Source organism: Paenibacillus sp. FSL K6-0108 (genome assembly GCF_045040695.1).
Classification (GTDB): domain Bacteria; phylum Bacillota; class Bacilli; order Paenibacillales; family Paenibacillaceae; genus Paenibacillus; species Paenibacillus pabuli_B.
The window spans coordinates 868634-894745 of record NZ_CP150288.1 but is presented as its reverse complement, the minus strand read 5'-3'; the positions used below and the strand labels follow the sequence as shown (position 1 = coordinate 894745).

Here is a 26112-nt window from a genome sequence, read left to right as displayed (position 1 = left end):
TCCGAAACGAAATCTGCGATTTACAACTTGCATATTTGGATAAGCCCTCGACCGATTAGTACTGGTCAGCTCCATGCATTGCTGCACTTCCACCCCCAGCCTATCTACCTCGTCGTCTTCAAGGGGTCTTACATACTGGGAAATCTCATCTTGAGGGGGCTTCACGCTTAGATGCTTTCAGCGCTTATCCCGTCCGTACATAGCTACCCAGCGGTGCTCCTGGCGGAACAACTGGTACACCAGCGGTACGTCCATCCCGGTCCTCTCGTACTAAGGACAGCTCCTCTCAAATTTCCTACGCCCACGACAGATAGGGACCGAACTGTCTCACGACGTTCTGAACCCAGCTCGCGTACCGCTTTAATGGGCGAACAGCCCAACCCTTGGGACCTACTTCAGCCCCAGGATGCGATGAGCCGACATCGAGGTGCCAAACCTCCCCGTCGATGTGGACTCTTGGGGGAGATAAGCCTGTTATCCCCAGGGTAGCTTTTATCCGTTGAGCGATGGCCCTTCCATGCGGTACCACCGGATCACTAAGCCCGACTTTCGTCCCTGCTCGACTTGTAGGTCTCGCAGTCAAGCTCCCTTATGCCTTTGCACTCTTCGAATGATTTCCAACCATTCTGAGGGAACCTTTGGGCGCCTCCGTTACTCTTTAGGAGGCGACCGCCCCAGTCAAACTGCCCACCTGACACTGTCCCCGCACCGGATTACGGTACCAGGTTAGAACCTAGATACGATCAGGGTGGTATCCCAACGGTGCCTCCACCGAAGCTGGCGCTCCGGCTTCAAAGGCTCCCACCTATCCTGTACAGATCGTACCCAAATTCAATATCAAGCTGCAGTAAAGCTCCATGGGGTCTTTCCGTCTTGTCGCGGGTAACCTGCATCTTCACAGGTATTAAAATTTCACCGGATCTCTCGTTGAGACAGCGCCCAAGTCGTTACGCCATTCGTGCGGGTCAGAATTTACCTGACAAGGAATTTCGCTACCTTAGGACCGTTATAGTTACGGCCGCCGTTTACTGGGGCTTCGGTTCACAGCTTCGGGACGAGTCCCTAACCGCTCCCCTTAACCTTCCAGCACCGGGCAGGCGTCAGCCCGTATACTTCGCCTTACGGCTTCGCACAGACCTGTGTTTTTGCTAAACAGTCGCTTGGGCCTTTTCACTGCGGCCCCCTCGTGCTATTCACACTACCGGGGCACCCCTTCTCCCGAAGTTACGGGGTCATTTTGCCGAGTTCCTTAACGAGAGTTCTTCCGCGCGCCTTAGAATTCTCTTCTCGCCTACCTGTGTCGGTTTGCGGTACGGGCACCATCACCTGGCTAGAGGCTTTTCTTGGCAGTGTGAGATCATGACCTTCGCTACTATAATTTTCGCTCCCCATTACAGCCCAGCCTTACGATGTGCGGATTTGCCTACACATCAGCCTCACTGCTTAGACGGACATCCATCAGTCCGCGTCACTACCCTGCTGCGTCCCCCCATTGCTCATAACGGCTTACGGTGGTACAGGAATTTCGACCTGTTGTCCTTCGACTACGCCTTTCGGCCTCGCCTTAGGTCCCGACTTACCCTGAGCGGACGAGCCTTCCTCAGGAACCCTTAGGCTTTCGGCGGATCAGATTCTCACTGATCTTTTCGTTACTCATACCGGCATTCTCACTTGTATAATGTCCAGCGCTCCTTACGGTACACCTTCAACCCTTATACAACGCTCCCCTACCCCTGATGCAAAGCATCAAGCCATAGCTTCGGTGGTGTGTTTAGCCCCGTTACATTTTCGGCGCAGAGTCACTCGACCAGTGAGCTATTACGCACTCTTTCAATGGTGGCTGCTTCTAAGCCAACATCCTGGTTGTCTGTGCAACTCCACATCCTTTCCCACTTAACACACACTTGGGGACCTTAGCTGATGGTCTGGGCTGTTTCCCTTTTGACAATGGATCTTAGCACTCACTGTCTGACTCCCGGAAGTAAGTCTATGGCATTCGGAGTTTGACTGAGCTTGGTAACCCTTGCGGGCCCCGCACCCAATCAGTGCTCTACCTCCACGACTCTGTTTTCCGAGGCTAGCCCTAAAGCTATTTCGGGGAGAACCAGCTATCTCCGAGTTCGATTGGAATTTCTCCGCTACCCCCACCTCATCCCCGCACTTTTCAACGTGCGTGGGTTCGGGCCTCCAGTGCGTGTTACCGCACCTTCACCCTGGACAGGGGTAGATCACCCGGTTTCGGGTCTACGTCCACGTACTCATTCGCCCTATTCAGACTCGCTTTCGCTGCGGCTCCGGCTCTTCACCTTAACCTTGCACGGGAACGTAACTCGCCGGTTCATTCTACAAAAGGCACGCCATCACCCCTAAAACGGGCTCTGACTTTTTGTAAGCACACGGTTTCAGGTTCTATTTCACTCCCCTTCCGGGGTGCTTTTCACCTTTCCCTCACGGTACTGCTTCACTATCGGTCGCTAGGAAGTATTTAGCCTTGGCAGATGGTCCTGCCAGATTCATACGGGGTTTCACGTGCCCCGCACTACTCGGGATCCGTCTCGGAGAGAGCCAACTTTCAACTACAGGGCTTTTACCTTCTTTGGCGGGCCTTTCCAGACCTCTTCGTTTAACCGGCTCCTTTGTAACTCCATGTGAGACGTCCCACAACCCCAGAGAGCAAGCTCTCTGGTTTGGGCTTCTCCGCGTTCGCTCGCCGCTACTGACGGAATCACTATTGTTTTCTCTTCCTCAGGGTACTTAGATGTTTCAGTTCCCCTGGTATGCCTCTACGTAACCTATGTATTCAGTTACGAGTAACTGGAAATTACCCCAGCTGGGTTTCCCCATTCGGACACCCCCGGATCAAAGCTTGCTTACAGCTCCCCGAGGCAGTTTCGTTGTTCGCCACGTCCTTCATCGGCTCCTAGCGCCTAGGCATCCTCCGTGTGCTCTTAGTAGCTTAACCATATTGCTCCGGTTTTGACTGCTCGCTTCCCTTGTTTTGCTTGCGCAAAGCCAAAAGTCGCTCCCATTCAATACCATCGCAAAAGCAATTAAGTACCAATTTATTGAAACTTGTTTAACACAAGTTCAGCTAAAAAGGAATGTTCTAATTCGCATATTTCGTTTCGATATCTAGTTTTCAAGGAACAAGCTCCATGCAAAAGCAAGCTGTTTGAGAGTTTGAGCTCTCAAAACTGAGCAACGAGTGAGTTAAAAGCTTTACGAAGTAAAGCTCGCTTCGGAAGCATGCTTCCTGAAGACTTGATTTGAATGTTTCCGCTGCGGGAAACGATTCTCCATAGAAAGGAGGTGATCCAGCCGCACCTTCCGATACGGCTACCTTGTTACGACTTCACCCCAATCATCTATCCCACCTTCGGCGGCTGGCTCCTTGCGGTTACCCCACCGACTTCGGGTGTTATAAACTCTCGTGGTGTGACGGGCGGTGTGTACAAGACCCGGGAACGTATTCACCGCGGCATGCTGATCCGCGATTACTAGCAATTCCGACTTCATGCAGGCGAGTTGCAGCCTGCAATCCGAACTGAGACCGGCTTTTTAGGATTAGCTCCACCTCGCGGCTTCGCAGCCCGTTGTACCGGCCATTGTAGTACGTGTGTAGCCCAGGTCATAAGGGGCATGATGATTTGACGTCATCCCCACCTTCCTCCGGTTTGTCACCGGCAGTCACCTTAGAGTGCCCATCCGAAATGCTGGCAACTAAGATCAAGGGTTGCGCTCGTTGCGGGACTTAACCCAACATCTCACGACACGAGCTGACGACAACCATGCACCACCTGTCTCCTCTGTCCCGAAGGAAAGGTACATCTCTGTACCGGTCAGAGGGATGTCAAGACCTGGTAAGGTTCTTCGCGTTGCTTCGAATTAAACCACATACTCCACTGCTTGTGCGGGTCCCCGTCAATTCCTTTGAGTTTCAGTCTTGCGACCGTACTCCCCAGGCGGAGTGCTTAATGTGTTAACTTCGGCACCAAGGGTATCGAAACCCCTAACACCTAGCACTCATCGTTTACGGCGTGGACTACCAGGGTATCTAATCCTGTTTGCTCCCCACGCTTTCGCGCCTCAGCGTCAGTTACAGCCCAGAGAGTCGCCTTCGCCACTGGTGTTCCTCCACATATCTACGCATTTCACCGCTACACGTGGAATTCCACTCTCCTCTTCTGCACTCAAGTCACCCAGTTTCCAGTGCGATCCGGGGTTGAGCCCCGGGATTAAACACCAGACTTAAATGACCGCCTGCGCGCGCTTTACGCCCAATAATTCCGGACAACGCTTGCCCCCTACGTATTACCGCGGCTGCTGGCACGTAGTTAGCCGGGGCTTTCTTCTCAGGTACCGTCACCTTGAGAGCAGTTACTCTCTCAAGCGTTCTTCCCTGGCAACAGAGCTTTACGATCCGAAAACCTTCATCACTCACGCGGCATTGCTCCGTCAGGCTTTCGCCCATTGCGGAAGATTCCCTACTGCTGCCTCCCGTAGGAGTCTGGGCCGTGTCTCAGTCCCAGTGTGGCCGATCACCCTCTCAGGTCGGCTACGCATCGTCGCCTTGGTGAGCCGTTACCCCACCAACTAGCTAATGCGCCGCAGGCCCATCCCCAAGTGACAGATTGCTCCGTCTTTCCAGTTTCCTTCAGGCGAAGAAAACAACTATTCGGTATTAGCTACCGTTTCCGGTAGTTGTCCCAAACTTGAGGGCAGGTTGCCTACGTGTTACTCACCCGTCCGCCGCTAACCATCAGAGAAGCAAGCTTCTCTTCAAGTCCGCTCGACTTGCATGTATTAGGCATGCCGCCAGCGTTCGTCCTGAGCCAGGATCAAACTCTCCAATAAAGTATTGAAAAGAGCGATAAGCTCATTTTGAATCTGACGAGATTAAAAATCTCAATTTGTCGATCTTGCAAGCAAGATCGTTACTCACTCGTTGTTCAGTTTTCAAAGATCAAACTTGTTTCGCTGCTCAGTGTTGTTCACCACAGCAACTTTTATATCTTATCACATCCGAACCAACGTTGCAAGCTCTTTTTTTAAGTTTCTTTCGAAGCTTTTCAGTTGCTTGCCGCACCGTGTTTCTCGTGTTTTCTTGGCCGGAATTAGAATATACCATGTACAGATATCGAATGCAAGCTTTATTTTAAATTACCTATATTTCATCCCAGCTGCATCCCTCCCCCATTGTTGACCCTTAATATGAATCATCTTGTAGCAAACAACAACTATCGTTCCAAACCCAAGTTAGTAACTCCCATACACTGTACCAGTATCTAGCATATATAATAAAAGAACTTTCAGATTGATTATATCCAGCTTGCTTTAACCCATTTCATTTCATTTATATACACATGTCTACATGTCTTCCTCTTCAACATCATTTGTAAATTCAAATAAACAGAATCGTTTTTTTCGCTTACATCAAAAAAATCAACGTTATGCTTCTTATTCACCTCAAGCAATCGACCGAATCCTTGGCTGGATCAAAAACCATTAAATCGCAACTCATGTTTGTTCTTCTTATATATAGAAGGAAGTCGATCTTATCTATCATGCAAATTATGAGTATTGCTTACATTTAACATTTCAATGCGTCTCCTGTCACTACTTTTAAAGACATCTTACCAATTATAGAAGAAACAAAAAAAGCGAAAGACCCGATAATGTAACCAGGCTTTCCGCTTCCTTCATTTGCATTAATCACAAATCCACCCTAAGTAACTGCTATATTTCAATCGTTCAAACTGTTATTCTCCACCTATAAATACATACCGGCATATGACAATGATAGCTAATACCCACATAAGCCAGTGGATTTTCACTTTACGTTCAGTAACCAAATTACCGAATACGGCCAAGACTACATAGGATATAATCCCTGCGGAGATCCCGTTTGCAATCCCTCCAGTGAAAGGCATCAATACGATTGTAAGGAACGCCGGGAAAGCTTGCAGGAAGTCATCCCACTCAATGCTGCGAACCTGACTCATCATAAGCACCCCTACGATAATCAGCGCCGGAGCTGTTGCTGCGGACGGAACAACCAATGCCAGCGGAGCAATAAACAAAGCCAGGATGAATAGGATACCTGTCGTTACAGAGGTCAGACCTGTACGTCCGCCTGCTTCAACGCCAGAGGCACTTTCAACGAATGCAGTAATTGTACTTGTACCCAGTGCAGCCCCTGCACTTACACCAACTGCATCAACGAGCATTGCTTTACCAATTGTTTTCTCGCCTTTTTTCTTGTCCTTCATAATCCCCATTCGTGTTGCTGTACCCACCATCGTTCCAAATGTGTCAAACAACTCAACAAAAGTGAAGATGAAGATAATTTCAAATAATCCAAGACTAATGGCACCTTTCAAATCCAGTTGTCCAACTGCCAGATCGCTAAAGTTAGGCATCCAGCTTGCACCGGACAAACCGCTGAGATTCGTAACTCCCATTGGGATACCAATCAACGTTGTGGCAACGATACCGATCAGCAGTGCACCTTTGACGCGCATAACCATCAGTATCGCAATAATGAACAATCCTATCAGAGCCAGTAATGCATCATGATGCGTGATAAAATTACCCAAAGACAGGTTAAAGCCGCTCCCTGGAATCGGTTGGCTCAGATCTGCATCAGGTGCAACATTGACTGTTACAGCCACCAGATTGGCCAATTTGAAACCAACAATGGTAATAAAGAGACCAATACCAACCGTAATTGCCATCTTTAATGAATCCGGAACTGCAACGAGCAGCATTTGACGGATTTTGGTTACAGTCAAGATAATGAATACGATACCGGAAAGGAACACAGCCCCCAGAGCTGCCTGCCATGTTATCGCACCGTTGGAGCTCAGAACCACGGTCATGAAGTAAGCATTCAAACCCATACCCGGTGCAAGGGCGATCGGAATGTTAACGAACAATCCCATAATGATGGTCATCAAACCAGCACCTACGGCTGTTGCAAAAAATACTGCATTGTCCGACATACCGGCTCCGGCCGATCCCAAGAACAACGTGTTTACGAAAAGAATGTACGCCATTGTCATAAAGGTAGTAAGACCTGCAACAATCTCCGTTCTAACGTTCGTTCCGTTTTCTTTTAATTTAAAGAAACGATCCATAATTCACTAATTCCTCCTTAGAGATGTTGAAGCCATATTGAAAAACGACAAATACCCCTGAAGATGAATATATCACCCAGGGTTTCAGCTGTTGAGGAGTGGCACTGTGCCCATTACGGAGAACAACAAAAAATTCTAATGTGCGTGGTATTGTGCCCGACGCAATCATGTAGAATTGATGTGCTCAGCCTGCTCCTCTTCGTAGCCAGATCATTAGGGTGATCTCGTAGAGACTCCCGGGCCAATCCCCGGGATTATACGAAGTAGTATGCCTATTTGTGTGTTTCCCATCACTATTTTAGGAGGGTTTCCTCTAGTTTGTCAATGAGAAAAACGAATGTTACTGTCACTGATCACATAAATCGTTCGTATTATTTAACAAAATGAACCAGTTCAGCGATTTACAACCCAAATTAAAAGGAGGTTTCCGGTAATTTTTTCGAGTATATGTTGATCCTGCCAAAGGGTATTCCCTCTTCTGCAACATCAAAAAGCTACCGCAATCAAAGGCGGCAGGCACACTTTAATTGCGATAGCTTCATGGATTATCAGGAAAATCGTTATGTGATGGGTTTAACGTATATGGATATTCGAAAACTTAGGTATAGGTAGCAGGTTGCTAAGGTTAACAGTTCTTTTTTCACACGATAGGTCCCATGCCATATATTCTAAATTTCTGTTTGAAGCACGTCCTGCATCTGTTGTTCCTGACCCGTATTACCTGTTGATCTCTCAGACAATTCCTGATTCTGTACCTGATCGGAAGACGAATCTGCTGCCTCTAAATTTGCAAAAGAAGTATCCCCCGCACCAAGAGCCAAGTCCTGCATACCTGAGCCGCATCCTGCCAGCATCACCATCAGAAACGCACTTCCAATGCCCATCTTCCATTTGCTCATATTGTCGGTTTTACGCATATATTCAATTCTCCTTTCAGCAGCCATATGGCCGTATTATGTACTTAGTGTACAAGCTGTACATGAATACAATCTGAAACGAACCTAAAAAAGGAATTAAATATTCGGATTGCGCAATACAAAAAAGGAAAGAAAAAAGAGACCGAAGCTCCTTTGACGGAAACTCCGATCTCTTGTTTTTATATCTGTATAGCTAACTTCTATTCCCACTCGATCGTTGCAGGTGGTTTGGAAGTTACGTCATAGACGATACGGTTTACGTTGTCCACTTCATTAACGATCCGTACGGAGATCTTCTCCAATACGTCCCAAGGAATACGTGCCCAGTCTGCGGTCATACCATCAATGGAGGTTACGGCACGGATACCTACAGTGTAGGAATACGTACGTGCATCGCCCATTACCCCAACACTCTTCATGTTAGGCAAAGCCGTGAAGTATTGCCAAATTTCGCGGTCCAGACCTGCTTTAATAATTTCTTCACGCAGGATGTAGTCGGAATCACGAACGATTTTAAGCTTCTCTTCGGTAACTTCTCCAAGAACACGGATCGCAAGACCCGGACCTGGGAAAGGCTGACGGTGTACAATTTCGTCCGGCAGGCCGCACTCTGTACCCACTTTGCGCACTTCATCCTTGAACAGGGTGCTCAGCGGTTCAATCAGCTTAAAGTTCATATCTTCAGGCAATCCACCCACGTTGTGGTGAGATTTGATCGTTTGTGCTGTTGCTGTGCCACTTTCCACGATGTCCGTGTACAGTGTACCTTGCGCCAGGAATTCGAAATCATCAAACTGCTTGGACTCTTCATCAAATACGTAAATAAACTCGTTACCGATAATTTTACGTTTTTGTTCCGGATCATCCACGCCAGCCAGCTTGGACATGAAGCGCTCCTGTGCATCGATTTTGACAACTTTCATGTCGAATTTGCCAACAAACGTCTCCATTACGCTCTCTGCTTCGCCTTTGCGCAGCAGACCGTGGTCGATAAACATACATGTCAGTTGGTCACCGATCGCTTTGTGAAGCAATGCAGCCACAACGGAAGAATCCACACCACCGCTAAGTGCACACAGTACTTTACCGTCGCCCACTTTTTCACGAATATCCTTGATGGTGTCGTCAATAAATGTTTCCATCGTCCAGTTGCCTTCGCAACCACAGATGTTAAACAGGAAGTTGCTAATCATATCGTTACCACGAACAGAGTGACGCACTTCCGGGTGGAACTGAACAGCATACAATTTGCGCTCATCGTTACTCATCGCAGCGATCGGCGCACTTTCCGTGCCTGCATCCAGTTTGAAGCCCGGAGGCAATGTAACTACATGGTCACCATGACTCATCCATACCGTATGTTCGCCTTCAATGCCCTGTGCCAGTGCAGCACCTGCGGCAAACTCAAGGTCTGCTTTTCCGTACTCACGCTTCTCGGAACGTTCCACTTTCCCTTCAAGCTGCTGTGCCATAAGCTGCATACCGTAGCAAATCCCGAAGATTGGAAGTCCAAGATCATACACACCCGGATCTACATGCGGAGCGTTCTCAGCGTACACGCTGGAAGGACCTCCGGAGAATACAATACCTTTTGGTGACAATTCTGCGATCTTCTCTGCTGGTGTGTTATACGGCAAAAGCTCGCTGTATACGCCAAGATCCCGGATTCTTCTGGCGATTAACTGGTTGTATTGGCCCCCAAAGTCAAGGACAACCACTATTTCATTTTGCTTATTCATTACCGAGCCTCCCTCAATTAATGAAACTAATTATACGCAACGACAAAACATACCGTCAAGGAAAGGCGAAACTCCTTTTTTCGACATCTCAAAACATGACATAATTAACGTCAGAGAATACGGCATTGGCTCGAATGTGATTGGCGCCATTCTGTTCATTCTCGCTCCCTTTACCTGAACTCACGGTGAATGCTCGCGTAAAGACGCCTCGTTCGCGCTATGGAGCGAGAAAGGCGTCTACGTATGGGGCTGCGCTGTAAACCATGTTACAGCGCCTGCAAGCGCCGGGCCAGATGAAGTGCCCGGCGCAGGAAGTCCAGACTGTCCGCACGCAGCGGACGGTCCGGCCCGTACAGCAGCCGCTCCCAGTCGGCTGCGAACCGCGCGATGTCCGCGCCGTCCGTGCCTGCGGCCACGGCGGGTGACGCTGCATATTCACGCAGCGTCATCCCCGGCGGCCGCGGGCCGTAGCGGCGCGCGAGCGCGGCCCAGACCGGAGCGGCAGCGCTGAGCAGCCGCTCGCGGTCCGGAAAGCTGCTGCGCGGCCACGCCAGCAGCAGCCTTAAGCGCAGCGCGGGGCGAAGCCGCCGCATGCGCGTGGCCCCAGCGGCGCACAGCAACGCCGCTGCCGCAAGGGCCGCCGCGGGCCATGGGTGCGCGGCAATGTCCCTTGCGCGGGCAAGCAGCCATGCGCCCGCTCGAGCCGCCCCGCCGTCCGTCTGCGGCGTGGTCACGGCAACGGGCTGCTGGCCGCTGAGCGCAGCGGCGTCCTGGGCTTCACCCTGCGTCATGGTGAAGCCCGGTGTAGCCTCGAACGGCATCCAGCCTGCGCCAGGGAAATACACTTCTACCCAGGAATGTGCATCTCCTTGGGTTACGATGTATTGCCCGGAAACGTCCGGGTCCACATCTCCGGGTCCGAACCCCTTAACCCAGCGTGCCGGTATACCCTCTGCACGCAACAACACAATCATGGCTGTTGAGAAATGATTACAATACCCCTGCCTTGTGACGAATAGAAAGTCGTCCACAAAATCGGTTCCACGCGGTGGCATTCGGGTATCCAGCGTATACTCGGCATGATCGGCAAGGTACGTTTTTACGGCTTGCACAGCATCATAACGAGTCTCACTTCCCTGAACGATCTCCTTGGCAAGAGCCTGCACCCGCCCAGGAAGCGTAGTGGGCAGCTGCAGATACGTTCTGCGAATTGCAGACGGATCTTTCATTTTGGACATCTTCCCCAGAAGGCGTAGCTGCTCAGATGTTGCCACAGGAATCATCACGTCTGCTGTATAACTTTTAACCGATTGATTTTCATAGGAACTCGCAAGCCATAACGTTGCGGAATCTTCATTCGACAGCAGTAAACGTTTATTCTTCTGAAGTTCACTGTTCTTTTCCTGGAACGAGAGATTAAGTGGCACTCCCCCTGTAAAGATGGGGTTGGGCCCACTCCATTCCCGCTTCATTGTCACGGATTGACGAATACGCTGCCAATAGGCTGGGTACTCCCACCCATCGGTACGCAGCAATCCGGATGGACTTGCCGTCTCAAAATTCTGCACCGGATCACTCCAGGAGCTTCCGTTATAATATGAACGGGTCTCGCCCCGCCAATACGTAGCTTTCGGGCTTTTCGCCGTAAAAAAGATCGTGTCTCCTTGCACCAAAGGTGCGCCCATTGGTGCATCCGCTGTACTATATCCCGTAACGGCGGTTACGGCAGGAATACTTCTGTGCTGTGTATAGCCTGCCCAGTGGGCCAGCCGCTCTCCCATTCGCTCCATAGATATACGTTCCGGTGGGGGAATGGAAGCAAGCTGACCAGGAATTGCGGAGAGAAATACCATCCCTGCCGACACCGCAAGTGTTACCATACACCAACGACCATAAGGACTTTGCCTAAAGAGCGGGGTGGTGACCCCACCATTAAGACGCAGCAGCTGTAACATGGCCTGAATAAGCAAAATCCACAATACAGAACGTATCATCGAAGTATATACATCCATCCCGGCAAAGGATTCAAGCAGCAGCAAGTAGACCAGTGTTGCACTGCCAAACAGCATCACACTTCGTCGCAACAGTACAAGCGACTGTACGGAAGCCATAAGCATGCTCCAGCCACACATCATGAGCAGACCTCTGGTCTCCACACTAATCGAGTGAAAACGCCAGGTACTCATGAAACTGCCCATATCCTCAGAGAGCGTGGCCGGATATGCCGCTGCCCATCCCGCAGGGTCATTCCCTCCATACATGCAGCATAATGCGGCTAGAACAATGAAGAGTCTGATCAGTATTCCCGTAATCCAGCCGGTACGAAGCAAACCTACGAATAGCAAGGTTCCCGTTAACCCTGCCATCACGGACAGAAATCGTTCACTGCCCTGCTGACCCGTTGAAATCACCGGGTAAATCCACTCCATGGACAATATGAGCAAAATGGCAGAAAGAGCGATGCGATAAACGAAAGGCTCCACACTTTGCCCATGGTTTTTCAACTCTACTCCAATTGTCCCGGTCTCTGCTTTATATATGGAGTGTACCGACTCTAATCCCAATCTAGCGGTATGCCCACTGTCGGCCACAGTGGAATTCGCTTCAGGGTTCCCATTATGCTCCCACATCCGTTACCTCCGCCTTTCTCATTGAAGGTAAGGAGCTATCTGTGATCCAATGGAAGTGCACTCCTCTTTGACGCAGCTGTTCCAGACTCTCATTGCCCACGTCATGGATGGTTCGATCCGTTGCAATGGACTTATCTGTCTCTGAAACTATAGAGACATCTGCCGTATCCACATGTTTCCCCCGCTCCTGGGCCAAGTTGTCGCTGGGCGATTCCGACCGTGACACAGGTGATACATCTTCCCCATCTATGAACTCAGTAAACTGAACCTCTACCCTGTACCCTAACCCGATTGCACACATTACCCACTCCATCAGAACGTCATCCATTCTGCCGGTGAGAACCACAATCCTTGATCCGATCGCCATTCTATCCAACATCTCTGTGCGAATCGACGGAGATGAAGCTTGAGCCGTGGAAATTCGTGCCTGCGCCAGCCTGTCCAGTGCATCATTTTCAGACGAGTACAGGAGTTCTTGCTGCCATTTCTCCTGATAAACAGATTCTGACTCACCACCTTCCGTCCACAGACGATAAGGGATGTTATCCCGCTCAGCGGTATTGATCCAACGGGCAGCCGCACGAACCGCGCGCTCAAAAGCAGGCGTATCCTTCTTCTCTGTCTGCCTTGCTCCATAACCGGATGCACCTTCATACACAAGAATGCCGAGTGAGACAGAATCGGAGGTTTCAGGCAAAAAAGTCTGAAGACGACCTGTCTTGGCTGTACTTTTCCAATGAACACGCCCCAGTGGGTCACCTTGCTGATATTCCCGGAATTCAGGACTGCGACTCCCCTGACTGCTTCTTCTCTCAGACAGGGCATCTTCTCCCATAGCCGAGTATTCTCCGAGATCATTCTCGCCCCATTCCGTTGCCTGAGGAACAACAATTAGCGGGGTATGATGCACGGTCTCTGCGGAGAGCGTATTCCATCCGAAGATATCCCCCCAGAACAACTTCCCTGACTCCCATCTGTATACCCCTCTGCGTAAACCCGATATTTCATATTGATATGTAAACTGACGACGGGTTCCCGGAAATAGTAATTTACGGTGTACGCCAGCAGGCGTATTCTCACACAGAATGATCCATAACAGTGGAATCCGGCAGTCGAATTTCAGTTCCACCGACACCCGCGTTCTTTCGCCTGCCACAACCCGATTCGCATGCACTTGTCGCCGAAGGTTAATATTGCGCGGACCGAAAATATGGATCATCAGTGCACTTGTGAGCATCAAGGCGGCTATAATGGACAGAAAAAGCGCGGCTCTGCCGCCATGCCATACATACAGAGAGACAAAAACCACCACCACGAAAGCACCCAACAACCGTTGACCCAGCGCAGTCATTGACGCCGTCCCCTTCCCTGCGCCGTCATCTGTACAGGTATAGGAACCGATGACAGAACTTCCTGAATCACTTGTGCCTGTGCCCAGATCTCTGCTCTATTCTGAGCTTTCAATTGAACGCGATGGGAAAGTACGGGTACAGCCATCTCTTTCACATCATCTGGGATGACATAACTGCGTCCTTGGAGATAAGCAAACGATTGTGCCGCAGCCATCCAGGCCAAAGTTCCGCGCGGGCTGATTCCCAATCTTACCGCCGGGTGGCTTCTGGAAGCCACGGCCACGGTAACCAGATACTGTTTGACAACAGGGTCCACATGTACATGTTTCACTTCACGCTGCATGGCTGCGACTTCTTCAGCGAGCATGACAGGACGAAGTTCATCAAGCAATTCTCTGCTTTGCATTCGGGTTAACAGTTCGACTTCCTGCTCAGGATCAGGGTACCCCAGTCCAATCTTCATAATAAAACGATCCAGCTGTGCTTCAGGCAGACGATAGGTTCCTTCAAACTGCAATGGATTTTGCGTTGCCAGCAAGAAGAATGGGCGCGGCAAAGCATAGGTTGTGCCATCCACCGTAATGCGTCGTTCCTCCATCGCTTCCAGAAGTGCTGACTGGGTACGAGGGGAAGCGCGATTGATTTCATCAGCCAGAACAATATTGGACATGACGGGTCCTGGCCGAAACTTGAACTCTCCCGTATGCGGATGATACATCGACGTGCCCGTCACATCTGCCGGCATCACGTCCGATGTGAACTGAATTCGTCCCATGGAGCAATCCAGCGCAGAAGCGACGGCGCGAACCAGCATCGTTTTGCCTGTACCCGGTACATCTTCCAGAAGTACATGACCTCCACTAAGCATTGCAGTTAACACATATCGAATCTCTTGTTTCTTGCCAATAATCACACTTTCAACTCGCTTCATCACTCTGTTCAGCAATTCAACGGCGTGCTCATGTTCCATCCGAATATAAGACATTTCTTCTTATCTCCTTCCATCCATCGGCATTCCTGATCCATACTAATCTATGATTCAGTGTTGCCCGGAAGTAGAGAGAATAGTCCTGCATGAACGACTTTATTCAGATCATTTTATAAAGATACATGCTGTTTGCTGCTGCCAGAGGCAAGCTCGCTTTAACAATCCATTCCTGTTCATTCACCTTTAATGAGTCAACGGTAACTCCCATATGCTCCATCAATACCCGTAGCGGAACCCAGGTCGTTCCTCCCTGGCTCTGCACAACTCCTTCTGTGACCCTCTCTTTCATCTGGTCTGCACGTTTTGTTGTCAGGTATCCGTTGATACTGACTGCATGAATGGTTCGGTCCTTCCATACGGCTGTGGCTGTCCGGGTCTCTCTATCCCAGCGAGTACTGCCACCAAACTTTTTCATAAAGGTTCGCAAAGGCACGATGATCTGCTGATCTTCCACGCGGAATTCTCCTTGCTTCAATGTCGCTGCTGCCAAGCCAATTTCCACCTTCAATTCCTTGCCAGCGAGCCACAGGTTGCTGTTCTCCTGTACATTTTCAGCGACCCACTCCTTACCCGGAGCTTTGCGAGACTTATATTTACCATTGGAATCGATCCGGAATTGAACAGGCTGATCCGAGGCCTTCATCGTGTCAAAACGAAAACCCTGATCGCGGTAATACTTGATAATGCCAGGTAGTGCTTTTACCGTCTCGCCATGTGCGCCTCCGTCATGCATCAATACAATGACCGAACGTGCCCCCGAAGGAATCTTGGTCGCATTGCGTAAGATTTCTTTGGCCGGAACACCCTTCCGTTTGGAATCGCCACTGTCTACGTTCCAGTCCATAACGGTGTACCCGCCTAATTTCAGCAGATCAAAATAGCTCTTGTCAAAATGTCCGTAGGTACCGCCCGGAGCACGAACCAGATTTGGCCGAAATCCGGTAATTCGCTCCACTACCGCCTCTGTCTGTTTGATCTGTTTCCAGAACACTTTGAAATCACTGTACAGCTGTTCATAATTATGATTAAACGTATGATTGCCCAAAGCATGTCCGTCTTCCACAACCGCACGGATCATCTCAGGATAACGTTCTGCCTGCTCACCAAGCACAAAAAATGTAGCCAACACTTGCTCCTTGCGCAAAATATCCAATACTTCACGGGTATGCTTACCCGGTCCATCGTCAAAACTCAAATAGACTACCTTGTCTTGGGGATTCTCATTTTTGGAGGCTGGCGCATTAGAGCCCGATACTGAAGAAGCGTGAGTTGTGCCTGCATATGCAGCAAATACACACAGCAGTACCACAATGCGAAGCATTAGCACAGACCATTTTCCAGATAAAAATGTATGTATTGGTGTTACCATGTACGAATCAACCTCCAACGTCTCTAGTGAATTTGCTGATAGACTTCAGCAGATTTGTTAGAATTATATGGAGGATGCGCTGAAAAAAGACGCGATTTTGTTTTATAATTTTTCACAATTTGGGATGGCTCGTGATTGATTCTTCGCTTCGGATTAGGTAGCATAATGGACAGGTAGGATCGTGAACAAAACGCCTTGGAGAGTACGTATCTCCTCCCACCCTGTCTGCAGGAGAGTGAAGTCTATTGGAATTGCTTGAAAAGGTCCAGCATCTGTTTGGATCCTACGGATACAGCGTTTTGTTTTTTGGCTTATTGCTGGAATTCATCGCCCTTCCCTTCCCGGGAGAAACGACTATGGCCTATGCAGGGTTTCTGTCCTACAAGGGACATCTGGACTTCGGAATACTGGCCATCCTTGCTTTTATGGGAACGACGATTGGCATGACGATCACTTATTTTATTGGGGCCAAAGCAGGTCTGCCGTTCATTACACGATATGGAAAATGGTTTCTGATGAAACAGGACAAGCTGGATAAAACACAAAAGTGGTTTGCCAAGTACGGCAATGCCCTGATCTTCATCGGTTATTTCATTCCGGGAGTGAGACATTTCACCGGATATTTCGCGGGTATAGCCGCTGTTCCCTTTCGTAAATTCGCTCTCTATGCCTATTCAGGCGCCCTGTTCTGGGTGTTGTTGTTCCTGGGTATTGGCAAAATATTCGGACCCCAATGGAACGCGGTGTTCCATCTTGCCCATCAATATACAGCTTACATCGTGGCGGGAATCGGACTGCTGTTCATTGCAGCCGTACTGTACCGTTATCGAAAAGCGTGGGCAGCCCGATCGTTGCGCAAGCCTGCCGCCATTCGGCAAAGACAAAAATAAACGATAATTACTCACATATCGATCGATGATATTAATGGTTGAATTCAGACACATCTAGCGCAGAGGTTTTCCTGCCCTATTAGATGTGGGACCTCCGGGTTAACCTTTCTATTATTAATAAGGAGCTGCATATCGCGGCTCCTTTTTTTATGTTCTTCTTTTGGTTATACGTCTAATGTTAAAAGCCTCACGCGCCCTTAACCATCCATAGATTGTAAGCAAAACAGCAATTGCCGCAAAACCCATTCCGCCTGCCAAACCTAGCTTTCGTGGCTCCACCACTTCTAATAACAAACCCGCACCAAACATGGATAACCCCAGCATGGTACTACTGCAAGCCGTCACCAAGCCATAGATAAGTCCTCGGTATTTCTCAGGTGTCTCACGCATCAGCAGTGTATCCAGACAAGCATTGCCTATTCCCGACATAAGGGCCAGCAGAATATAGATCAGCACTGCGATCACTGGCAGAGTCGCCATACTAAGCAGCATAAGCAGTCCCCCTTCCACAAGCAGACACATGACTACTCCCGGGAGTAGCCAATGCTGAAAATAACGAGAGCACCAGTTGCTTAATACCAGCCCTGTCCCAAGCGCCGCATAAAACAGACCTACACCCCAATCCCCAAGGGAAAACACTTCAATTGCATAAACGCTTATTAATACATTATCAATCCCGTTTATGACCGGTACCCATAGCTCGAACAGGATGATGATCTGTAATGTTACAGAGGTTCGAATCAGCCTCCATATCACCGAAGGAACATGAACTGCACCATGGGCACGAGTAATCACCGAAGATTTACCAGAAACTGCAGCGGCTGATCTCTCCACACTTTCAAGTGAAAGCTCATTTGTTTCAGCACCAATTCCGGATGGAAACGAGACTTTTCGGATCAAAACAGCAGCCATCAGAAAGCACAGTGCATTGGGTATAAACGCAGCCTGCGGCCCTATCACTGATGAGGTGATTCCCCCAAGAAAGGCACCTACGATCAGTACCGTACCGTTCATCACCTGTTCAAGTCCGTTAATTTTGAGCAAATGTTCTGGTTGTACAAGCAGTGGTATGCCTGATTTGCGGACCGGCGCATAGAGAGCCTCAGCACAAGCTAGTAAAGTACTCGCTGTATATAAAATCCACAGATCATCTGCACTGTTTACAAGTAAATAGCTCAGAGCAAGAGGCACCCTTATCAAATTGGTAAACAGCATAATCTTTCGCCGTGAGAAACGCATGGTTAACATGCCGCCTGCCGGGGCAAGCAACAGAAATGGAAGTACACGCAGACCAAGGGCCAGTCCTACAGCAAGTCCAGATCCTGTTGTGCTGAGAATTAACGAAAGCATGGCTACCTGACAGAAACGGTCACCTATGCCGTTGACTAATCCCGCGATAAAGAACTTGCGGTATTCCGATTCTTTTTGTAACAAAATCAGAATGGAAGACCTAAACAACATGGGAATCCTCTTCTCTTTAAATTAGATATAAGTATAATTAGATGATATTCTAATATATATGAATTGACAATATTCTTTTTATTGTATGGATATATTCAATAACTCATTGTGATAATCCGGATTCATCCAGGTCATACTAATTTGCAAATATAGGGTGGATAAGGGGTGAAGGAATGAATACAGCAGCGCCGAGCAGTCAGGACCAAAGAATATCTCCGAATCTTACGGAAAATACAGAATACTGCAAGCAAGTGATGGGGAATAGCAAAGACTTGATGATTCGTCCACTGCAATGTCTGCACAAATGGCCTTCAGTCATGTTGTATATCGACGGAATGGTGGATGTGCAGATTATTAATCATTCCATCTTGAAATCCTTGTTGCAAACCCGTGAACTGCCTGACTTCTCAGCGGATAACGAGCACCTGATCTATCTTCAGAATGACGTACTTGCAGCTAGCAGCGTGACTCTAATTGACAAAATGAAAGACGTTCTAGATGCCCTTCTGGCTGGCTTTGCCGTTGTACTTCTGGAAGGTTCCAATCAAGGCCTGAAAATTGCAGCAGCTGGCTGGGAAGACCGTGCCGTAAGTGAACCGGTTTCCCAAACCGTTGTTCGGGGACCCATGGAAGGCTTCAATGAAAATTTGCGTACAAATACAGGGTTAATTCGCAAACGAATTCGGGACCCCCATCTCTGGATTGAGGAAAGGGAGATTGGGCGAGTATCGAACACCAGGGTTGCCGTGGTATACCTTGAGCATATCGTCGACCAGGAGGTTGTAAAGGAACTGCGGAGCAGGCTTGACAGGATTGATATTGATGCCATTCTGGAGAGCGGATATATCGAAGAACTGGTACAGGACAAGACAGGTACCATCTTCCCTACGATCTATAACAGCGAGCGACCAGATACGGTTTGTGCTGCACTGCTTGAAGGCAGAGTTGCGATTATTATAGATGGCACCCCCTTTGTGCTGCTCGTTCCAGCTTTGTTTGTTCATTTCTTTCAGTCTCCCGAAGACTACTACCAGCGGGCCGATATTAGCACATTAATTCGAATGATTCGTTATCTGGCCTTCTTTATCGCACTTCTTGCCCCGTCCTTTTATATTGCCATTACTACGTTTCATCAGGAGATGCTGCCTACCAACCTGCTTATCAGTTTGGCAGCACAGCGTGAAGGTGTACCATTCCCGGCATTCATTGAAGCCATCTTAATGGAGCTAACCTATGAAATTTTGCGGGAAGCGGGCATTCGAATTCCGAAGACCGTAGGTCAGGCCGTTTCCATTGTGGGTACCCTTGTTATTGGTCAGGCCGCAGTAGATGCAGGCGTTGTATCGGCTGCCATGGTTATTATCGTATCCATTACAGCGATATCCAGTTATGTCATCCCGGAAAATGGATTGTCCATCTCTGTGCGAATTCTGCGTTTTGTTCTGATGATCTTGGCTGCTGCCTTCGGATTCTACGGCATTCTGATCGTTCTGCTGATCACTGTAACTCATCTATGCAGTTTAAGGTCTTTTGGCGTGTCATATATGTCCCCGTTTGCGCCTTATATCGGGAAAGATCTAAAAGATACCCTTTTCCGCGTGCCTTGGGCCCGGATGAAGACCCGTCCTCTTTCTACCGGAACGCCAAACGAAACCAGACAGGCAAACAAAAAAACAAAACGATAATCGGTAAGGAGAACGTGTATGAACAAATGCCTACAATTGATTCTATCTTTTGCCGTTCTGCTCCCTCTCCTTACCGGATGCTGGGATCGACAGGAACTCAATGAGCTCGGCATCATGCTGGGACTGGGTGTGGACAAGGATGGCGAAATGATTAAGGTGACCGCTCAGGTGGTTGTGCCCAATGAAGTATCTTCCAAATCAGGAGGAGGTAAAGGGACCCCTGTGACGCAGTACCAAGCTTCTGCCCCAACATTGTTTGAAGCGATACAAAAATTAACGCAATCTAGTCCCCGCCGTATCTTTATGGCGCATATTCGCGTAATGGTCATTGGTGAAGAATATGCCCGGAAAGTCGGTATTTATGATGTAACTGAAGCTCTAATGCGGGAACCTACGGTACGCCCTGACTACTATGTCATGGTAGCCCGAAATACAACGGCTGCCAAAGTGCTGGATGTGTTAACGCCACTTGAGAACTTGCCGGCAGAGAAGTTGTTTAATTCACTAGATGTATCCTCCAAAATCTGGTCACCCACGACAACCGTTACCGGAGATCAGTTAATGGAATATATGATTACTCCCGGCATACAGCCTGTCATAACCGGCGTGGAGATTGTTGGTCCACAGGAGAAAAGCGGAAGCAAGGATAACATTTCAACCATCCATTCTCCCGCCAGCCTGAATTCAACCGGACTTTCCGTATTCAAAAAGGACAAGCTGATTGGCTGGCTAACGGAGGATGAGTCCAAGGGATATAACTATATCCGAAACAATGTGAAATCCACCATTGGACATCTTCCTTGCCGAAAAGGTGGGAACGTGACCTTCAAAACCCTGCGCTCAACAACCAAACGCAAAGCAAAAGTCGTTGCAGGTCAGCCTGTCATCAGCATCAAAATCAAAAATGTATCCTCCATCGGTGCCGTGGAATGCGGAATCAAGATTGGTTCAATGGACGTTCTCAAGGAACTGGAGCGGGACAGCGAGGAACGGCTTATGGATCTAATGCAAGAATCCGTCAAGTCTGTGCAGCGCAAGTTCCATGTCGATATTTTCGGATTTGGACAAGAGGTTTATCACGCAGATCCTAAATTTTTCAAAAAAGTGGAGAAGGACTGGGATAACTATCTTGAAAATCTGGATGTGCATTACGATGTCAATGTGCAAATCAAGCGTGTAGGGACACTGGATGATTCGTTCAAAAATGAACTTAGGGAGTGAACAGGTTGTTGCTTACACTTAGCGTCATTGTAACTGCTGGGCTTATCGGGTGGGTCGATCTTCCTGCCCTCATCCGAAGCAAGGAATGGAAAGAAACGGCTGTTTACAGTACCTTGCTGCTGCTGGCTACCTTCTTAAGTATCATTGCAGCAAACTTGTGGGAATTCCCGAGTCCACTATATCTCATCATATGGATCTATGAACCTGTAAATCAATTTCTGGCACACTTAACTGGGACTTAGGGAAAAAGGAGGGGACATTATGCTTGAGCAGGGCCGCATCGGAACAAGACAATTGTCTACCCTTATTTTCATGATGGTGGTCGGGGATATGATGCTAATCTATCCCTCGGTTATCACTTCCTATGCCAAACAAGATGCCTGGATATGCGCTCTTGTCGGGGTTCCACTCGGTATGGCCCTCATGCTCATGTTTTTGAAGCTGTGTAATCTCTATCCTGAGAAAAATCTGGTACAGATTTCACGAAGTATTCTGGGATTTTGGCCAGGCACGCTTGTCTCCATCTTTTATCTTTTCTTCTTTGTGGTAGGCACCTCCGCCCACACCCGGGAAGTCGGAGATTTCATCACCTCCCAAATCTTTCAGTACACCCCGCTTCGCGTCATTACCCTGATGTTTGTGGTTGCGCTTGGCTGGGGGGTGTACCATGGGCTGGAGACGATGGGACGAAGCAGTGAATTACTCATGCCTATCCTTATTGTGTTTATTCTTGTGCTTACATTCTGTCTACTGCCCCAAGTTGACCCCAGCCATTTGAAGCCTGCTACAGATACGGGTGTGGTCTCTATCCTGCAAGGGATTCTCGTTAGTATCATATACCCGGTAGGTGAAGTGATTCCCATCATGATGATTGTCCCCTACACATTGAATCAGACACACCGTACCCGGGATGTTCTTGCTGCTGCAGGGCTCGGCAACCTGATCCTGGCAACATTGGTTACCGTTTCTCTGCTTGTTCTAGGCGCTTTCCTTACACAGCATAATATTTATGCTTCCTTTACTTTATCTCAGAAGATTGATATCGGCGGTTTTTTCGAGCGCATTGAAGCGATTATGGCCTCTTCCTGGCTTATCTCTACATATATCAAAGCTATGGTGTATATGTATGCATTTGTTTTGGGAACCGCCGAGCTGTTCAAGCTCAAGCAGTATCGAGTGCTGATCCTGCCGACGTCCCTGTTGGTCTTTGGCCTTGCCAATTTGGTCTCACCCAGTTTGACTTTCATCGTCATTACAATCGTTCCGTACTGGGTAGATTGGGACACCACCTTATGCATTATTTTGCCTGGGTTATTATTGTTGGTGCATATGTTTAAAAAGCGCTGGAAAACCAAGTCTTCCGGATAAAAGTGCCTCTGTAAAGTATTGATCAGAAAGGAGGATAGGACCATGATTATTAAAGATAAAATCAGTATTCGGCAATTTACCTTGCTTACCTTTCTTGTCATGGTGGGGGATATGATTCTGATCTATCCGTCCTTGGTCACCGCTTTGGGTAAAAATGATGCATGGCTCTGCTCTATCTTCGGGCAGCCCATTGGTCTGTTCATCATTTGGATTCTGTACAAACTCCATCAAACGTTTCCGGATCTTTCCCTAATTGAAATCATCAGAAAATTGCTTGGCCTATGGGCAGGATCGGTCTTATCTGTTGGTTACCTGTTCTATTTCGCTATAGGTGCTGCCATCTGTATCCGTGAGGTTGGAGACTTTATGACTACCCAGATTTACCTCAAGACTCCTATTCGTGTCATTTTGATTATGCTCATGTGCTCTCTATTCTGGGGCCTTATGAAAGGTCTGGAGCCCATGGCAGCAAGCATTGAAATGCTGACCCCTGTTGTTGTTGTCTTTATGCTACTCCTGTTCATGGGGCTTTTGCCCAAAATAGACGGTTCACATCTGCAACCTTTCTTGAGCGTCAAGTGGATACATCTGATTGAAGCGGTGGTTCGTGGAGCTTTCACTTCATTCGGTGAGCTCATCGTAATTACCATGATTCTTCCTTATGTAATGAAAGGGCCAAATGTTAAACGAGATATGCTGCTCGCCACTTTATCGGGAGGTTTGCTTCTCAGCGTGTTGTTACTGTTCTCCCTGCTCGTTATGGGGCCATTCATGACCCAGCATAATATTTATATTTCCTATACCCTGTCCCAGAAAATTAATATCGGTCATTTTTTTGAGCGCATGGAAGCCTTCATGGCTACTGCATGGTTAATTGCAACCTATTTCAAAAGCCTTATGTATATGTTCGCTTTTGTTATTGGATTAGCTCATCTGTTCCAGTTGAAAACATATAAACCCCTTATATTACCCTCAATCTTGCTCATGTTTTCATTGTCCATCTTGATTTCACCCAATGTCATCTTCTACACCAATACCATTATGCCTGCCTGGGTGGATTGGGATATGACCGTAAGTTTCATCATCCCACTGTTCCTTTTGCTGGTTCATCGCATACGCTTTGGCAAGAGCCAAAAAAGCCAAACCAGCCCAGAACAGTCACACACATGAACATTTTGCATCAATCCAAAAAGTATAACATAAAGAGGCTGTGCTCCATGGTAAGTTCCGCGAGCACAGCCCTTCATAAGAAATCCCTTTTCTACAATTCCTTTATAGTCTCCAGCGCTGCTTCGATATGTCCTTTGACTCGTACCTTCGACCACGACTTCAGCAGAACACCCTCTTCATCAATGAGAAACGTGGAGCGTACCAACCCCATATATTCCTTGCCATACAATTTCTTGAGCTGCCATACGCCGTATTGCTCGGCTACCTGATGATCTTCGTCTGACAACAGAATAAATGGCAAGCCGTATTTGGCAATGAATTGGTCATGCCGTTTCATCGGATCGGTGCTAACGCCTAAAATAACGGTATTTAACTCCTTGAACTCCTCATGACGATCACGGAAATCACATGCCTGCTGCGTGCAGGAAGAAGTCATGTCTTTAGGATAAAAATAAAGCAGCACCCGCTGTCCGCGATAATCCGAGAGCTTCACCGTCTCTCCCATACTGGACGGAAGTTCAAAGTCTGGTGCCAGTTTGCCTTCGGTTAATGTCATCTCAATTCCTCCTCTACCTCATCATCCCTTCACAAGGATTTCTGTTATGATCCTGCTCCGCGATACTTCTTCACACCATAATTCCACAGTAGAAGGCCGATGGAGCCAAACACCAATCCCACCACTGGTGTCAGCATAGCCATGCGGTGCATCTCCGATCGCTCCAGGAACAGTGCTGCCGGATAAATGCCCACGAAGGCAAACGGAATGACCCATGTTAACAGGACCTGAATCGCACGGTTATAGATCGTCACCGGATAACGTCCATATCCTTGAATGTTGTACATTAATGGCAGGATGCCTGTAGGCGCGTCCGAATAAAAAGACAACGACGTCAAGGTGATATAGATACCCGCATAGATTAGTACGGAACTCAGAGCCAGAATAATCAGGGCAGGGATATGCCACCACTCCAGTACAAGCCCCATCTCTGCACCGCTAATGACCATGATAATCAGACCGATAAATGAGCCTACAAGCGCAGGCGGGTCCACATTTTCGAGTAAAATCTGGAACAGGTTGTGTGCAGGTCGTGTTAATATGCGATCCATCTCGCCTTTGACAATATATCGTTCACTGAACCCCCACAGATTGATAAAACAACTGAAGATACCGTAAGGCACCATAAAATATCCATAAACAAAAAGCACTTCACTCTCACTCCAGCCGCCCAAATTATCCGTGTGACGGAAAACTACAAAGATAAAGATCAGATTGGTTGCCTGGAACAGCAAATCCGAAAGGATCTCGACCCAAAAGTCGGCGCGGTACGTGAGACGTGTTTTCATGTAATTTTTTAAATATTCCCAGATCAGGCCCATGTAGTACACTCTGTTATCCTCCTTGCACGAACAGACGCTTGCGCGCCTGACGCCAGATCAGCATCATTGGAATGAGCAGTATGACAAACCAGAACACCTGAATGCCGAGTACGCTCCAGATGCCTGTGCCTTCCACTCTTCCGGTGAAAACTGAGCCGGGCAGATACGTAATGGCCTGAAAAGGCAGTACCTTCATCACTGCGGACATCCAGCCCGGATAGAGGCTAATTGGAATGATCAGACCGGAGAACAGATCAACCACAACCCGTTTCATGCGCATCATGCCTTCATTGTTTTCTACAAAAAATGCGGCCAGTCCCGTAATGACATTAATCTGGGAGTTAATGAGGAAACTGAAGAACAGCATGACCAGAAAGCCAATCCACGCGGACGGCGCCGTTGGCAGTTCAACCGGGAACAACAGAATGGCAATGAGCATTCCCGGAATCATGAGCAGCAGGAAACGGAATATTCCCTCGCCCAGCCCCTGCATCATTTTGACCATGACATAGTTAATCGGTCTTATGAATTGAATGGCAATGGAGCCATCCCGAATATCCGCGGCTATTTCCCGGTCCAGGTTGTTAAAATAAAATGCACGCGCCATCCACGATACCGCCACATATGTCGTCATCTGAGCTGCCGTAAAACCGCCCAGTTCACCACTGCTGCCGTAAATGGCTTGCCAAGTAAAGTAATACACGCCGATATTCAGCGTATATATCAAAATGCCGGAATAATAATTCACCCGGTATGCAAGCATCGTCAGGAACCGGATGCGCATAAAATCAAAAAATGCACTATTCATC

Annotated in this window: 17 protein-coding genes, 2 rRNA genes and 1 riboswitch; of the genes, 6 read left to right on the top strand and 13 right to left on the bottom strand. The window is 48.4% G+C overall.

The window, feature by feature from the left end; translation table 11 throughout:
* Positions 1–35: 35 nt before the first annotated feature.
* The 9 genes from MHB49_RS04300 to MHB49_RS04260 all read right to left on the bottom strand — a co-directional run bounded on the left by MHB49_RS04300 (position 36) and on the right by MHB49_RS04260 (position 16131).
* A 23S ribosomal RNA gene (locus MHB49_RS04300) occupies positions 36–2962 on the bottom strand.
* A gap of 340 nt (positions 2963–3302) precedes the next feature.
* Positions 3303–4854: ribosomal RNA gene (locus tag MHB49_RS04295) — 16S ribosomal RNA — on the bottom strand.
* The 16S and 23S rRNA genes sit together here, the layout of an rRNA operon.
* Before the next feature lie 905 nt (positions 4855–5759).
* Entirely contained in the window at positions 5760–7136 is a 1377-nt protein-coding gene (locus tag MHB49_RS04290; RefSeq protein WP_405155161.1) for an NCS2 family permease, read from the bottom strand.
* Positions 7137–7318: 182 nt separating this feature from the next.
* Positions 7319–7418, bottom strand: a riboswitch (purine riboswitch).
* A 386-nt stretch (positions 7419–7804) separates the two neighbouring features.
* Positions 7805–8035, bottom strand: a complete 231-nt coding sequence (locus tag MHB49_RS04285) for a hypothetical protein (protein ID WP_405155160.1) — start codon at positions 8033–8035, stop codon at positions 7805–7807.
* A 218-nt stretch (positions 8036–8253) separates the two neighbouring features.
* The gene (guaA, locus tag MHB49_RS04280; RefSeq protein ID WP_247900699.1) at positions 8254–9792 is read right to left on the bottom strand and encodes a glutamine-hydrolyzing GMP synthase; all 1539 of its coding nucleotides are present in this window, start codon (positions 9790–9792) and stop codon (positions 8254–8256) included.
* 266 nt (positions 9793–10058) lie between these two features.
* On the bottom strand, positions 10059–12422 hold the full coding sequence (locus tag MHB49_RS04275; protein WP_405155159.1) for a DUF4129 domain-containing transglutaminase family protein: 2364 nt from the start codon (positions 12420–12422) through the stop codon (positions 10059–10061).
* On the bottom strand, positions 12409–13773 hold the full coding sequence (locus tag MHB49_RS04270; RefSeq protein WP_405155158.1) for a DUF58 domain-containing protein: 1365 nt from the start codon (positions 13771–13773) through the stop codon (positions 12409–12411). Before MHB49_RS04270 ends, MHB49_RS04275 begins: the two co-directional genes overlap by 14 nt.
* Positions 13770–14759: a MoxR family ATPase gene (locus MHB49_RS04265; RefSeq protein ID WP_247900696.1), complete on the bottom strand. Its 990-nt coding sequence runs from the start codon at positions 14757–14759 to the stop codon at positions 13770–13772. Before MHB49_RS04265 ends, MHB49_RS04270 begins: the two co-directional genes overlap by 4 nt.
* A gap of 103 nt (positions 14760–14862) precedes the next feature.
* On the bottom strand, positions 14863–16131 hold the full coding sequence (locus tag MHB49_RS04260) for a polysaccharide deacetylase family protein (RefSeq protein WP_405155157.1): 1269 nt from the start codon (positions 16129–16131) through the stop codon (positions 14863–14865).
* A 245-nt stretch (positions 16132–16376) separates the two neighbouring features.
* Here MHB49_RS04260 and MHB49_RS04255 point away from each other — a divergent pair, with 245 nt between their 5' ends.
* Positions 16377–17021, top strand: a complete 645-nt coding sequence (locus MHB49_RS04255; RefSeq protein ID WP_405155156.1) for a DedA family protein — start codon at positions 16377–16379, stop codon at positions 17019–17021.
* Between the two features lie 147 nt (positions 17022–17168).
* Here MHB49_RS04255 and MHB49_RS04250 read toward each other — a convergent pair whose 3' ends face one another.
* Positions 17169–18482 (bottom strand): MFS transporter, encoded by a 1314-nt coding sequence (locus tag MHB49_RS04250; RefSeq protein WP_405155155.1) that lies wholly within the window; start codon positions 18480–18482, stop codon positions 17169–17171.
* Between the two features lie 173 nt (positions 18483–18655).
* Between MHB49_RS04250 and MHB49_RS04245 the strand changes: the two genes are divergently transcribed.
* Genes MHB49_RS04245 through MHB49_RS04225 form a run of 5 tightly spaced genes read left to right on the top strand, consistent with a single transcriptional unit; the run spans position 18656 to position 23926 of the window.
* Entirely contained in the window at positions 18656–20167 is a 1512-nt protein-coding gene (locus MHB49_RS04245) for a spore germination protein (RefSeq protein WP_405155154.1), read from the top strand.
* Positions 20168–20185: 18 nt separating this feature from the next.
* Positions 20186–21388, top strand: coding sequence for a Ger(x)C family spore germination protein (locus MHB49_RS04240; RefSeq protein ID WP_405155153.1), 1203 nt, complete (start codon positions 20186–20188; stop codon positions 21386–21388).
* A 5-nt stretch (positions 21389–21393) separates the two neighbouring features.
* Complete coding sequence (locus MHB49_RS04235; protein ID WP_405155152.1) at positions 21394–21630, top strand: hypothetical protein; 237 nt, start codon at positions 21394–21396, stop codon at positions 21628–21630.
* Between the two features lie 19 nt (positions 21631–21649).
* A complete protein-coding gene (locus MHB49_RS04230; RefSeq protein WP_405155151.1) occupies positions 21650–22756 on the top strand; it encodes an endospore germination permease in 1107 nt (368 codons plus the stop codon).
* 42 nt (positions 22757–22798) lie between these two features.
* On the top strand, positions 22799–23926 hold the full coding sequence (locus MHB49_RS04225) for an endospore germination permease (protein WP_405155150.1): 1128 nt from the start codon (positions 22799–22801) through the stop codon (positions 23924–23926).
* A gap of 91 nt (positions 23927–24017) precedes the next feature.
* On the opposite strand, the gene bcp is transcribed toward MHB49_RS04225, so the two are convergent.
* The 3 genes from bcp to MHB49_RS04210 are packed head-to-tail and all read right to left on the bottom strand — an operon-like array spanning position 24018 to position 26111.
* Positions 24018–24482: a thioredoxin-dependent thiol peroxidase gene (gene bcp / locus MHB49_RS04220; protein ID WP_405155149.1), complete on the bottom strand. Its 465-nt coding sequence runs from the start codon at positions 24480–24482 to the stop codon at positions 24018–24020.
* Positions 24483–24526: 44 nt separating this feature from the next.
* Positions 24527–25303 (bottom strand): ABC transporter permease, encoded by a 777-nt coding sequence (locus MHB49_RS04215; protein ID WP_405157038.1) that lies wholly within the window; start codon positions 25301–25303, stop codon positions 24527–24529.
* Between the two features lie 13 nt (positions 25304–25316).
* Entirely contained in the window at positions 25317–26111 is a 795-nt protein-coding gene (locus MHB49_RS04210; protein ID WP_053779604.1) for an ABC-2 family transporter protein, read from the bottom strand.
* Position 26112 lies beyond the last annotated feature (1 nt).